Annotated in this window: 10 protein-coding genes; 5 read left to right on the forward strand and 5 right to left on the reverse strand. The window is 69.1% G+C overall.

The window, feature by feature from the left end; all coding sequences use genetic code 11:
* Nucleotides 1-42: 42 nt before the first annotated feature.
* From tssF to U1H99_RS24690, 3 genes are all read left to right on the forward strand, one after another.
* The gene (tssF, locus tag U1H99_RS24680) at nt 43-1,911 is read left to right on the forward strand and encodes a type VI secretion system baseplate subunit TssF (RefSeq protein WP_323144331.1); all 1,869 of its coding nucleotides are present in this window, start codon (nt 43-45) and stop codon (nt 1,909-1,911) included.
* Entirely contained in the window at nt 1,908-3,032 is a 1,125-nt protein-coding gene (tssG, locus tag U1H99_RS24685; RefSeq protein WP_323144332.1) for a type VI secretion system baseplate subunit TssG, read from the forward strand. Before tssF ends, tssG begins: the two co-directional genes overlap by 4 nt.
* A gap of 75 nt (nt 3,033-3,107) precedes the next feature.
* Nucleotides 3,108-5,777 (forward strand): heavy metal translocating P-type ATPase, encoded by a 2,670-nt coding sequence (locus tag U1H99_RS24690; RefSeq protein WP_323144333.1) that lies wholly within the window; start codon nt 3,108-3,110, stop codon nt 5,775-5,777.
* Here U1H99_RS24690 and U1H99_RS24695 read toward each other — a convergent pair.
* From U1H99_RS24695 to U1H99_RS24715, 5 genes are all read right to left on the reverse strand, one after another.
* Nucleotides 5,774-6,862, reverse strand: coding sequence for an FkbM family methyltransferase (locus U1H99_RS24695; protein ID WP_323144334.1), 1,089 nt, complete (start codon nt 6,860-6,862; stop codon nt 5,774-5,776). The genes U1H99_RS24690 and U1H99_RS24695 overlap by 4 nt on opposite strands.
* 159 nt (nt 6,863-7,021) lie before the next feature.
* Complete coding sequence (locus U1H99_RS24700; RefSeq protein WP_323144335.1) at nt 7,022-8,392, reverse strand: multicopper oxidase family protein; 1,371 nt, start codon at nt 8,390-8,392, stop codon at nt 7,022-7,024.
* Nucleotides 8,389-9,813 carry a TolC family protein gene (locus tag U1H99_RS24705; RefSeq protein WP_323144336.1) on the reverse strand — a complete coding sequence of 475 codons (1,425 nt, stop codon included), beginning with the start codon at nt 9,811-9,813 and terminating at the stop codon, nt 8,389-8,391. Before U1H99_RS24705 ends, U1H99_RS24700 begins: the two co-directional genes overlap by 4 nt.
* Entirely contained in the window at nt 9,810-10,241 is a 432-nt protein-coding gene (locus U1H99_RS24710; RefSeq protein ID WP_323144337.1) for a hypothetical protein, read from the reverse strand. Before U1H99_RS24710 ends, U1H99_RS24705 begins: the two co-directional genes overlap by 4 nt.
* A gap of 60 nt (nt 10,242-10,301) precedes the next feature.
* Entirely contained in the window at nt 10,302-10,739 is a 438-nt protein-coding gene (locus U1H99_RS24715; protein ID WP_323144338.1) for a hypothetical protein, read from the reverse strand.
* A 185-nt stretch (nt 10,740-10,924) separates the two neighbouring features.
* On the opposite strand from U1H99_RS24715, the gene U1H99_RS24720 reads away from it, so the two are divergent.
* Nucleotides 10,925-11,476 (forward strand): TetR/AcrR family transcriptional regulator, encoded by a 552-nt coding sequence (locus U1H99_RS24720; RefSeq protein WP_323144339.1) that lies wholly within the window; start codon nt 10,925-10,927, stop codon nt 11,474-11,476.
* A 10-nt stretch (nt 11,477-11,486) separates the two neighbouring features.
* Complete coding sequence (locus U1H99_RS24725; protein WP_323144340.1) at nt 11,487-12,671, forward strand: SGNH/GDSL hydrolase family protein; 1,185 nt, start codon at nt 11,487-11,489, stop codon at nt 12,669-12,671.
* The last annotated feature ends 176 nt before the right edge of the window (nt 12,672-12,847 follow it).

A 12,847-nucleotide genomic window follows, 5' to 3' on the forward strand; every position in this document is an offset into this window, starting at 1 on the left:
GAGCATGGATATTGGTCCCGGACAATCAGCCCTGAGGTCTCAATGGACGAGCTGTTGCGCTATTACGAAGAAGAGCTGGGCCTGTTCGGCCAGTTCGCGCGCGAATTCCGCGCCCGCTACCCGAAACCGGCCGGCGAACTGCACTTGACCGGCGAGACCTACGAAGACCCGGCCGTGGCGCGCCTGATCCAGTCGGTGGCCCTGATGAGCGCGCGCATCAAGAAGCGCCTCGACGACGATTACCCCAAATTCACCGAAGCGCTGCTGGAAAGCCTGTACCCGCACTACCTGCGCCCGCTGCCCTCGTACTCGGTGGTCCAGGTCGGCTACCGCGGCGAGGGCGAGACGCCGCAGGCCCAGGCCTTGCTGGCGCGCGGCACCATGCTGCGCACCGGCGCCGGCCATGAGACCCCGTGCCAGTTCCGCACCGTGTACGACGTCGCGCTGGCGCCGCTGAGCGTCAGCGGCGTCGCATTTTCGCCGATGATGGCGGCGCCGCGCGCGACGCGCCTGCCGCGCGGCACCGGCGCCGGCATTGCCATCACCCTGTCCGGCGCCGCCGGCCGGGCCGACCTGCGCACCGTGCTGCCGTCCAGCCTGCGCCTGTTCGCCGACGGCGAAGCCTCGCTGCGCGCCGCGCTGCTCGATACCCTGTTCCTGCGCTGCGCCGGCGCCTGGCTGCAGGCCGGCGACGAGCCGACCTGGCTGCCTTTGGCGCAAGTCCCGCTGCGCCTGGCCGGCTTCGACGAGGCCGACGCCATGCTGCCGTTCCCGGCACGCTCGCACCCGGCGATGCGCCTGCTGACCGAGTATTTCTGCTACCCGGAGAAATTCAACTTCATCGACCTCGACCTGGACGCGCTGCGAACACTGCTGCCGCCGCGCTGCACGCGCTTCACGCTGCACCTGGGCGTGACCGGCATCGCGCCCGATTCGGACACCGCCCACCTGCTGTCGACCCTGTCGCCGCGCAACCTGCTGGCGGGCTGCACCCCGGTGATCAATCTGTTCCCGAAGGCCGGCGCGCCGCTGCAGCTGTCGTATACCAGCGCCGATTACCCGCTGCTGGCCGACACCGCGCACGCGGCCGACTACGAAATCCACAGCGTCGACGCGGTGCGCCTGGTGCGCGACAGCGCCGGCGCCGCGGCCGTCACCCAGTTCACGCCGCTGTACGCGCCGTCCGAGACGGGCGCCGGGCCGGACGCGCCGCTGGAGCGTGGCAAGGGGCGCATGCATTACTGGATACTGCGGCGCGACCATGCGACCGCCGCCATCAGCCCCGGCCACGAAATGCGCATCGCGCTGGTCGACGCCGATTTCCGCAGCACCGAGACCGCCGGCGCCACGCTGTCGACCGATCTCACCTGCAGCAACCGCGACGCGCCGTCCCGTCTGCGCTACGGCAACCCGCAGGGCGACCTGCGCACCGACGAGCTGTCCGGGATTGCGCCGATCCGGCTGCTGCGCAAGCCGACGCCGACCTGGCGCTTCGACAGCGCCCGCGGCGCCCACTGGCGCCTGATCGCGCACCTGTCCCCCAACCTGGCCGGCGTGACGATGGCCGGGCTGGCCGATTTCCAGAAGATGCTGTCACTGTATAACTTGCCGCGCTCGCTGGTGGCCGAGCGCCAGATCGCCGGCATCGTCGGCCTCGAGCACGGCGCGGTGCGCGCCTGGGTCAGGACGGCGCCGGTCGCAACCCTGATGCCCGGCATCGGCATCCGCGTCACGGTCGACGAAGACGCCTTTACGGGTACCGGGCTGGCCGTGTTCGTGCGCGTGCTCGACCATTATTTTGCGCTGAACGCCCAGCTGAACTGTTTTACCCGCCTGCAGGTGGTCGCGCAGGGGAGCGGCCGTGAAATCGTCACCTGCGCGGCGCGCACCAGCGTGCGGGAATGCCCGTGATCGAGCGCCTGCTGGCCGAACCGCAGCGCTTCGAATTCTTCCAGGCCGTGCGCCTGCTCCTGCTGTGGCTGGAAGAGCGCGGGGTACCGCCGCAGCAGGCGCTCGACGGCCACCTGCGTTTCGCCAACAGCCTGTCGCTGCGCTTTCCTGCCAGCCAGGTCGAGGCGCTGGCGCTGGTCCACGACAAGCCGGCCCACCCGGCGATCGCGCGCCCGCAATTCCGCCTGACCCCCAGCTTCATGGGCCTGCTCGGCGCGCACGGCACGCTGCCTATCCACTATACCGAACAGATCCAGGCCTGGATCGCGAACGAACAGGACGAGGCGCCGCGCGCCTTTCTCGACCTGCTGTCGAACCGGATGCTGGCGCTGTTCTATGGCGCATGGAAGAAATATCGGGTCGAGCACATGGTGGCCGGGCCGAGCGACCGCTTTTTGCCGCTGCTGCTGGCGCTGGCCGGGTTCCCGTCCGGGGCGCTGGCGGGTGCCTTGCCGGCGAGCCAGGCGGGCGGCTCTGCCGGAACGGAGGCAGGCCGGCGGCCGAGCGGGTCGGCCGGCGCGGCTGCCGGTGCGCCGGCGCTGCCGGGCATTGGCGACGAGGTGCTGGCGTCGTACGCCGGGGTGCTGCGCCAGCGGCCGGCGTCGGCGGCGGTGCTGGGACAGGTGCTGTCCGACCTGCTGCGGGTGCCGGTCGCGCTGCAGGAATGGATCGGGCACTGGGACCGGCTGGACAGCAGCGAGCGCACGGCGTTGGGCGGTGCCAACGCGGTGCTGGGCCAGGCCGCGCTGCTGGGGGCGCGCTGCTGGCGGCCGGACCTGCGCGTGCGCGTGCGTATCGGTCCGGTCGACAGCGCCCAGTTCGAGCGCTTTTTGCCGCACGGCAGCGGCGCAGCGACGCTGGCCTCGCTGCTGGGCCTGTTTGCCGCGCCGACCCTGTCCTATGAAGTCGTGCTGGTGCTGCGCCGCAGCGAATTGCGGGCGCTGCGCCTGGGTGAACGTAGCCGCCGCCTGGGACTGGACAGCTACGTCGTGACCGCGCCCGCCACCGCCGATCGCGACGACATGCGCTACACATTGCGGCCACTGGCGGCGCTGGCGCCGCTGGGGCCATCCAAGCCCTGACGCCTTTCCGCACACGCCACCCTTGACCTTCCTACGATGGGAAGCTATATCCTGTCTGGATACGATGGAGGCGGGATGAGTCAGACAGCAAATCAGGCGGGTACGGTGCCGCCGGGCGCGGCACAGACAAACACGGCATTGCAGTTCGACATCCGCGGGATGACCTGCGCGTCCTGCGTCGCGCGCGTGGAAAAGGCACTGCGCGGCGTGCCCGGCGTGGATGACGCCAGCGTCAACCTGGCCACCGAGAAAGCCAGGGTACAGGGCGCCGCCATCGACGTGCAGGCGGTGCTGGCGGCGATCGACCGCGCCGGCTACGAAGCGCTGGTGATCGATCAGGCGCACCAGGCAGAGCCGGCCAACGCCGGTGCCGGGCAGGGCGCGCGCGGGCCGGCGGCATCGCGCTGGCCCGCATGGTGGCCGGTGGCGCTCGCAGCACTGCTCAGCCTGCCGCTGGTGACGCCGATGCTGGCTGCGCCATTCGGCCTGCACTCCATGCTGCCGGGCTGGCTGCAGCTGGCGCTGGCGACGCCGGTCCAGTTCTGGCTGGGCGCGCGTTTCTATCGCGCCGGCTGGAAGGCCGTGCGCGCCGGGGCCGGCAACATGGACCTGCTGGTGGCGCTGGGCACCTCGGCGGCCTATGCGCTGTCGGTGTGGACGCTGCTGCGCGGCGGGGAGGGCGCGGCGCACCTGTATTTCGAATCCTCGGCGGTGGTGATCACGCTGGTCCTGCTCGGCAAATGGCTCGAAGGGCGCGCCAAGGGCCAGGCCGTGGCCGCGATCCGCGCGCTGCAATCGCTGCAGGCCACGCATGCGCTGGTGCGCCGCGGCGGGTCCGACGTGCAGGTGGCGCTGGCCGCGCTGCGTGTGGGCGACACGATCGTGGTGCGCCCGGGCGAACGGGTGCCGGCCGATGGCCGCGTGCTCGAAGGCAGCAGCCACGTCGACGCCTCGCTGCTCACCGGCGAGAGCCTGCCGGTGGCCGTGGCGCCGGGCGACCGCGTCGGCGCCGGCGCCGTCAACGGCGAAGGTTCGCTGCTGCTGGAAGCGAGCGCGGTCGGCGCCGACTCGATGCTGAGCCGGATCATCCGCATGGTCGAGGATGCGCAGGCGGCCAAGGCGCCGATCCAGCGCCTGGTCGACCGTGTCAGCGCGGTGTTCGTGCCGGTGGTGCTGCTGATTTCGCTGCTGACCCTGCTCGGCTGGGGCCTGGCCACCGGCGACTGGCAGGGCGCGCTGCTGAACGCGGTGACGGTGCAGGTGATCGCCTGCCCGTGCGCGCTGGGCCTGGCGACGCCGACCGGGATCATTGTCGGCACCGGCAGCGCGGCGCGCCACGGCATCCTGATCAAGGATGCGGCGGCGCTCGAGACCGCGCATGCACTGCGCGTGGTCGCCTTCGACAAGACCGGCACCCTGACCGAGGGCCGCCCGCAGGTACTGGCGGTGGAAGGCGCCGACCCGCGCCGGGTGCTGGCGCTGGCCTGGGCGGTGCAGCAGTACAGCGAACACCCGCTGGCCCACGCGGTGGCCGCGGCCGCGCGCGAGGCCGGCCTGGCGCTGCCTGCCGCCGCCGATGCACGGGCGCTGCCCGGCCGCGGCGTGCAGGCGCGCGTCGATGGCGAACCGGTGTATCTTGGCAACCTGCGCCTGATGCGCGAGCTGGGTGCCGACGTGGAAGCCGGGCAGGGTGCGTCTGCCGCAGCGCTGCACGAAGCGGCGGCACGCCACGAAGCCGACGGCCGCACCGTCTCCTGGCTGGCCACCGGCGCCGAGGGGGCGTTCGCGCTGCGCGGCCTGCTGGTCTTCGGCGACCGCATCAAGCCGACCAGCCGCGCCGCCGTGGCCGGCCTGCAGGCGCTCGGCATCGAGGTGGTGATGCTGACCGGCGACAATGCCGGCAGCGCCGCGGCGGTGGCGCGCGAACTGGGCCTGTCGCGTTATCTGGCCGAGCTGCTGCCGGGCGCCAAGGCCGATGCCCTGCGCGCGCTGGGCGCGGACGGGCGCAAGGTGGCGATGGTCGGCGACGGCATCAACGACGCGCCGGCGCTGGCGGCGGCCGACGTCGGCATCGCCATGGCGGGCGGCACCGACGTGGCGATGCATACCGCCGGCATCACGCTGATGCGCGGCGACCCGCTGCTGGTGCAGGATGCGATCGATATATCGCGCCGCACCTATCGCAAGATCCGCCAGAACCTGGCCTGGGCCTTTGTCTACAACGTGGTCGGTATCCCGGTCGCGGCTTTCGGGCTGCTGAACCCGGTACTGGCCGGTGCGGCGATGGCGCTCAGTTCGGTGAGCGTGGTAACGAATGCGCTGCTGCTGCGGCGCTGGGTGCCGGCGCGCCGGGCCGACGGCGTTGCCGCTGACGCACAGGTGCTGCCGGCCCTGCAGCTGCCGCCGGCAACACCGCCAAACCCTGGCGCAGGCGCGGCGGCAGCCGTCGCTGCGGCAGACATCGCGCCGGCAACCGTCGCTGCGCAACAAGTCAACCATGAGGCGGCCGCTGCGCCGCCAACCCAAGGAGAGCAAACGATGTATGAACTGACCGTTGAAGACATGAGCTGCAAGCACTGCGTCGGCCGCGTGACCAAGGCCGTGCAGGGCATCGACCCGGCCGCGACCGTGGATATCGACCTGCCGACCAAGAAGGTCAGGATCGACAGCAGCGCCGACCTGGAACGCATCGCCGGCGCCATCGACGAGGCCGGCTATCCGGTCAGCGCGCGCGCGCCGGCCTAGCGCTGCTTGGCCGGCATGCATACGAGGCTGATCGGCTCGGCAATGTCGTCGAAGCGGCAGGCGTTGGCGGGCGTGACTTTTTCCCCGCCGCGGCCGGCCGTGAACACAGACATCCGGTAGCCCAGCTTTTCCAGCATGGCGACGTAGTCCGGCCCGGTGATGCCGCCGATGGCGCGCAATGAGCGTGGGAAGAATTCGGTGAGGATGACGGGCGCGTGTTCGGTCAGCGTCCTGGCCGCGCCGTGGATGACGTGCGGCTCGAAGCCCTCGACGTCGATCTTGATGAAGCGGATACGGTGTGCATGGTCAATCGCGTCGATTGGCCGGATGTGGATGCGCTCGCCGACAGGCCCGGCGCTGTGCTCGGCGCCGGTATCGGCCGCGCTGGCCATCGCGCCGTCCATCGTGATGTACGAGCTGCCCGGGTTGGTCAGGTGCATGCTCATGTGGAAGGCGCCGTCGCCCTCGGCGGCGCCGAGGCCTTCGTTGTACAGCACGCAGCGCGCCCCGAAATCGTTGGCTTCGACACTGCGCGCCAGCATGCCGAAGGTGGTCTTCATGGGTTCGAAGGCGTGCACCTTGCCGCCCGGGCCGACCGCGCGCGCCGCCTGCAGCGTGAACACGCCGATGTTGGCGCCGGCATCGATGACGCCGTCGCCGGGTTTCAGCCAGGACAGCATGAAGTCGGCTTCGGGGTTTTCCCAGTTGCCGTGCAGGACGCCGAACGAGACGAAGCCGTCGAACAGGTTGACCCAGACCTTCAGGCCGCGGAACTCCGTCATCACCCATTTGTTGTCGGGCCAGAGTCCGATCTTGTCGCGTATGTCCCACCGGAAGCGGCGTGAATCGAGCATCTTCAGGCCGACCTGGTGGATGTTGTCGCAGGCGAGATAGTCGTCGATCGGGGTGAGCTGGTCGCAGGGCCAGCCGAACAGGGCGGTGTGAACGATGTTGATCTGGTCGCCCAAGGACATCGCGGGCGGTGCCTGGCGCGGCGTCGCCGGTGTCGCCGAAGGCCCGCCGTCGTCGTCGCGCGGTTTCCTGGGGAGTTGCAGGTTCTCGAGTAGGCGCGTGGTCAGGCTCATGGCAGGTTCCCTGATTGTCATGCGAGGGGAGTTTATGCCTGAGGAATGGGCGGCGCTTAGCCGGAATCAGAAGTGTGCGGGAACTTTTTGCTTGCGTTCGCTCTGCGCTGGCACTGCTTGAACGCGTGGACGGCGGAGCCGTCCACCCTACGCCGGCTTCTAGTGCCCGCCGTGGCCGCCGCCGCGCTTGGCCGTTCCCACCGTCTCGCCCGGCGCTGCCGGCGTAACTGCTGCGCGCACCGGCTCCGGCGCGGCGCCGGTCCACTCGCGCGCCACGGTTCCTGCCGGATGCTTGTACCAGCCCGGATCGCGGTAATCGCCGCGCGCCAGGCCCTCGCGCACCTTGATCATGGTGAACATGCCGCCCATCTCGATCGGGCCGAACGGGCCGGTGCCATCCATCATCGGCAGCGTGTTCTCGGGCAGCGGCATCTTCATGGTGCCCATCGAGCCGCCCTTGTCGCCCATGACCATGTAGCCCGGCACCAGGTCGTTGATTTGCTTCGCCACGCCGCGGTGGTCGACGCCGATCAGGTTCGGCACGTCGTGGCCCATGGCATTCATCGTGTGGTGCGACTTGTGGCAATGGAAGGCCCAGTCGCCGGGGGCGTCGGCCACGAATTCGATGGCGCGCATCTGGCCGACGCCGATGTCGACCGTGACTTCCGGCCAGCGCGCCGCCGGCGGAATCCAGCCGCCGTCGGTGCCGGTGACCTCGAAGCGGTGGCCGTGGATGTGGAAGGGGTGGTTGGTCATCGACAGGTTGCCCATGCGGATGCGCACCCGGTCGTCCTTGCGCACCACCATCGGGTCGGTGCCGGGGAAGACGCGGCTGTTGATGGTCCAGATATTAAAGTCGAGCATCTCGTTGACGTTGGGCGTGTAGGCGCCGGGGTCGATGTCGTAGGCGTTCAGCAGGAACACGAAGTCGCGGTCGACCGCATGCTGGCGCGGGTCTTTCGGGTGCGTCACCCAGAAGCCCATCATGCCCATGCCGATCTGCGCCATCTCGTCGGCATGCGGGTGGTACATGAAGGTGCCGGCATAGCGCGCGACGAATTCGTAGACGTAGGTCTTGCCGGGCGCGATCGCGGGCTGGTTGAGGCCGGCGACGCCGTCCATGCCGTTCGGCAGGAACTGGCCGTGCCAGTGGATGCTGGTCACTTCCGGCAGTTTGTTGGTGACGAAGATGCGCACGCGGTCGCCTTCGACCACTTCGATGGTGGGCCCCGGGCTCTGGCCGTTGTAACCCCACAGGTTGGCCTTCATGCCGGGCGCGATCTCGCGCACCACCGGCTCGGCCACCAGGTGGAATTCCTTGACGCCGTCCTTCATGCGCCAGGGCAGGCTCCAGCCGTTCAGGGTGACGACTGGGTTGTAGGGCCGGCCGTTGGGCGGCGGCGGGGGCGGAACGGTGGCCGCCGACGGTGCCACTGGTGCCTCGGGGATGCCGGCTGCGCCGGCCTTGGTGACGGCGGCGGCGGCGACCAGGGTCGCCGCGCCGGTGATGAAATGCCTGCGTGATGTCATTCTGCGTGTTCCTTGTGCGTGTCTGTGCTGTCCGTCGCTGCGCTTTGCGCGCTCTGGGCGCCGGTGCGGGCGCCGAGCGCGGCCTCGAGATCGGTATGCGCCAGCCAGAAGTCCTTCAGTGCGTCGATGTAGCTGGAAACGGCGTTTGCCTGCTCGCGTGAATCGGCCAGCAGGTCCAGCGAACTGGCCAGCATGCCGTTGTAGCGCAGCAGCACTTCCTGGGAGATGCGCTTGCGCAGCGGGATGATGGTGTCGCGGTAGTGCGCCGCCACCTCCCAGGCGTTGCGGTAGCCGAGATAGCCGGCGCGCGCCTCGCTGCGCGCCGTCACCGCCGCCTGGGCCACGCGGTTGACGGCCTGCATATAGATGGCTTCGGCCTTGGCGCTACGCGCCCCGCCCCAGTCGAACAGCGGCAGTTCGATACTCAGTTCATAACCGTGTTCATGCGGCTGGCCGCTTTCGCTCTTGCTGGCGGCGCCGACCTCGAGCGCGTTGACGAAGCGAGTGGCGCGGGTCAGGCCGAGGTTGGCGGCGGTGGCCTCGGCGTCGAGCCGGGCGGCGCGCACGTCGAGGCGCTGTTCGAGCGCGATGCGTTCGATTGCGGGCAGCTCGGCCGGCGCCGCCGGTAGCTCGGGCAGGTGGGGCGGTAGCGTGTAGTGGGCGTCCTGGCCCCACAGGCCCAGCAGGCGGGTCAGGTGTTCGCGCGCGACCACAGCCTGCTTGCTGCTACGCGCCAGCGTGGCTGCGGTCTCGGCCTGGAACAGCTGCTGGCGCGCCAGTTCGAGCCCGTTCATGTTGCCGGCCCTGGTCATGCGGCCGGCCAGCTCGGCGCTGGCTTGGGCGGCGGCATCGACCCGGCGCGCATAGTCGAGCGCCTGGCTGGCCGCCACTGCCTCGACCCAGGCGCGGCGGGTCTGCGCCGCATGCTGTTCGATGGCGTAGCCGACATCCAGCTTGATTTGCTCGAAGCGGCGCGCCTCCAGGCGCGATGCCAGCGGCAGGGTCAGGATGCCGGCCAGGTCAACCGTCAGGCTGCGTTCGATCTCGATGTCGCCACCGCCGCCGACGCGCCTGAACCCCAGCCCCGGATTGCGCAGGCGCGACGCCTGCACCAGGTCGGCCTGGGCGATGCCGACCTGCCAGTAGCTGGCCTGCAGCCCGGGGTTGTTCAGGAGGGAGACGCGTACGGCGCCATCCATGTCGAGCAGGGAGGCGAGCATCGTGCGCACTTTCTGCTGCAGGGCGCGCGCGGATGCTTCATCGCGGGCGATGCGCGGCTCGGCACCGATGCGTGCGCGGGTGCCGGCGGCCACCGCGCCGAAGCCGCCGTCCGGGGCGACCGTGGCGCAGCCGGCCAGCAGCAATGCCGCCGCCGTTGCGATTGCCGCGCCGGCGGCGCTGCGTTGCGGCCCGGTCCTCATGGCGACTCCGCGGGTGGCGCTGCCGGCCGGGCGGCGGCATCGACGTGGTGCGCAGGGCCGCCATGCATGGCGTGACCGGTATGTTCGGCGTGTTCAGCGGGCACGGCAGCCGCGGCATGCCCGGCATGCGGGTCGGTTGGCGCGGTGGCTGCCGGCGCGTGCATGCCCTTCATTTTCATGGTCAGCGACATCGAGTTGTAGGCGGCGACGGTGGCATTGCTCGCGGCCCAGTTGCGGTCGGGCGGCGTGTCGATTCCCGCTTCGGGCCGGTAGCCGATGGCGGGTTGGTAAGTGGTGGCGGGCACGCTGGCCCCGGGATCGGCGGCGCCGGTCAGGATAGGGGCCGCTGACTGGGCCAGTGAGTCGGCTGCCGGCAGCAGCCACGCGCAGGCACAGGCGGCCAGCGCGATACGGTATGCGGAATGCATGAAAACCTCGTTCGACGATGCGTGGGAACAGCCGCCGGCCAAAGGCGGCGGCGCGCGGAGTCAGGCGAGGACGGTCCGGGGCGGGCGCTCGGGCAGCGCGGGGTCGACGCTCGGCACGTGGCCGGCGCGGAAGGGAATCGAGATGAAGTGAGGGGGCGCCAGCACCAGCGCCGGCAGCACTGCCGGCGCCATCGCCGCGCCGGCGCAGCAGTCGGCACAGGCACCGGCCTTGCCGCCGTGGTGCCCGTCCTGCTGGGGCGGCGCGTCGTGCTGCTGACCGGCATGCAGTTGACCGGCCTGCTGTGCATGGCCGGCGCAATGGCCGCCATGCTCTTCCATGGTCTTGGCCATCGGCGTGGCCGCGTGCGCATCGACCAGCTCGTGCATCGGCATCGACATCGACGGCCCACGCGCCAGCATGCCTGCCGCGGCGAAGCCCTGGAAGGGCAGCGCCAGCAACAGCAGCCAGACGAGCAATGAGCGATGGATGCGTTTCACGCGATTATTCTAGCATGGGCCGGCCATCGCATCCGGTCGCCAGGCACGAGCATGTCTAGTCGTGAACGACTCATGCAGTTTGCTCCAGCGCCTACCGTGAGGCTCGGCAGTTACGATCGACAAACCTAATATGCTTAGGTATTATGCTAATGATATTAGGAAGAGGTGCTATGGCGAGGGCGGGATTGACAATCGATCGCTTGATCGAGGCGGGCGCGAAGCTGGCGGATATGTCCGGATTCGAGGCCGTGACTCCCAGCGCGCTGGCGAAGCAATTCGATGTGAAAGTCGCGAGCCTGTATTCGCATGTGGCGAGCGCAAACGACATCAGGGTCCGCATCGCGCTGCATGCCTTGGACAAGTTGGCCGACCGGATTGCGGATGCGATTGCCGGCCGCGCCGGCCGAGACGCCTTGATCGCGCTTGCCGAGGCGCATCGGGATTTTTCCAGGGATCACCCCGGACTCTTCGCCGCCACCCGCCATCCGCTCGATGGCGAGTCAGCTGCGTGCAGCGGCGGGATCAGGATCGCGCAGGCAATGCGGGCCGTCCTGCATGGCTATGAACTCGACGAGAGCATGCAAATCCATGCGATTCGTCTGCTCGGCAGCGTGTTCCTCGGCTTTACGATGCTCGAGTCGGCTGGCAGCTTCAGCCACAGCCTCCCTTTGCCACAGGCATCCTGGCACATGACGCTCGACGTGCTGCATGCCATGCTTTGTTCGCTCAAAAAATGAAAGCAGGTCGATGACGCCATCACCCGGACAATGGATCAGCACACCCGTCACCGCAGCGCTGCTTCGGGGCTGGATCGAGCTCGAGGACACGCCCCACGGAATCGTGCCGCACCGCTTGCCAGCGTGGGCACGCAGACAATGCACCGATCCGCAGTTACTGATGGTGGAGGCGCAGCCCTCGGGGGTGCGCATTTGTTTTTGTACGGAGGCAACCTCGATCGAGTTGGTCGCCTTGCCGACCAGGCGTGTCTACGTCGGCCTGCCGCCGCGCCCGGCCGGCACTTACGACCTGGTGATCGACGGGCGCCTGGCCAGGCAAGGCACGATCCCCGGCGGACGTATCCTGCGCATCGATCCTTCGGCCTGGTCTTCGGGCACGGTGCCGCAGGTCGAGGTCGAGGATGGCGAGCCCGGTCTGTTGCGCTTCACCGATCTTCCGGCAGGCATCAAGGACGTGGAAATCTGGCTGCCTCACGACGAGCCCACCGCGCTCTCCACCTTGCGCACCAACGCCGCGCTGGAAGCGTGCGGGCACGATGGCCGCAAACGATGGCTGCATCACGGCAGCTCGATCAGCCATGGCTCCAACGCCCAGCATCCAACGGGCATCTGGCCCGCCGTCGCGGCTCGTCTTGCCGGCGTCGATCTGCTGAACCTGGGCTTTGGCGGCGGTGCGCTGCTCGATCCATTCCTTGCGCGTACGATCAGGGACCAGCAGGCCGATTTCATCAGCCTCAAGCTCGGGATCAACCTCGTCAACATGGATCTGATGCGTCTGCGCGGTTTTGGTCCGGCCGTGCATGGCTTTCTGGATACGGTCCGTGAAGGCCACGAGACGACACCGCTTCTGGTCGTGTCGCCCATCCTCTGTCCGATCCACGAAGCGACGCCCGGTCCTTCGGCGGCCGTTTTCTCGGGCGGACAACTGGCATTCCAGGCCACCGGCAGGGCCGAGGACGCTGCGGCGGACAAGCTGACCTTGGAGACCATCCGCGCCGCGCTCGAGAACATCGTGGCCCAACGGCGCATCAGCGACCCGCACATCCATTACCTGGACGGGCGGATTCTGTACGGCGACGACGACCATACCCGCATGCCCTTGCCCGACGCCCTGCATCCGGATGGCGCGACGCACACGCAGATGGGAGAGCGGTTTGCTGCTGCAGCCTTTGGCCAAGGGCGGCCTTTCGATTGAGACCGGCTTGCTTTGCAGGGGCTTGATAGGCCGCGCAGCACACATGTCAGCCAGCGGACCATCGCTTAATCGAGCGCGTCACCTGTTCAGTGTCAGCTAAAAGGCCTGGGTTCAGATACGACTGCAAGAAATGCAGAACGGCGTGTTTCTGCTCTGCTGTGTAACGATGCGCAAAG

Origin of the sequence: Massilia phyllosphaerae, from assembly GCF_034659755.1 — a bacterium.
Lineage (GTDB): Bacteria > Pseudomonadota > Gammaproteobacteria > Burkholderiales > Burkholderiaceae_D > Telluria > Telluria phyllosphaerae.

What these genes read in the sequence shown, in the direction of transcription:
- U1H99_RS24725 (WP_323144340.1), top strand. Translation starts at nt 11,487, where the DNA reads ATGACGCCATCACCCGGACAATGGATCAGCACACCCGTCACCGCAGCG.
- U1H99_RS24705 (WP_323144336.1), bottom strand. Translation starts at nt 9,813, where the DNA reads ATGAGGACCGGGCCGCAACGCAGCGCCGCCGGCGCGGCAATCGCAACG.
- U1H99_RS24695 (WP_323144334.1), bottom strand. Translation starts at nt 6,862, where the DNA reads ATGAGCCTGACCACGCGCCTACTCGAGAACCTGCAACTCCCCAGGAAA.
- U1H99_RS24690 (WP_323144333.1), top strand. Translation starts at nt 3,108, where the DNA reads ATGAGTCAGACAGCAAATCAGGCGGGTACGGTGCCGCCGGGCGCGGCA.
- U1H99_RS24710 (WP_323144337.1), bottom strand. Translation starts at nt 10,241, where the DNA reads ATGCATTCCGCATACCGTATCGCGCTGGCCGCCTGTGCCTGCGCGTGG.
- U1H99_RS24700 (WP_323144335.1), bottom strand. Translation starts at nt 8,392, where the DNA reads ATGACATCACGCAGGCATTTCATCACCGGCGCGGCGACCCTGGTCGCC.
- tssF (WP_323144331.1), top strand. Translation starts at nt 43, where the DNA reads ATGGACGAGCTGTTGCGCTATTACGAAGAAGAGCTGGGCCTGTTCGGC.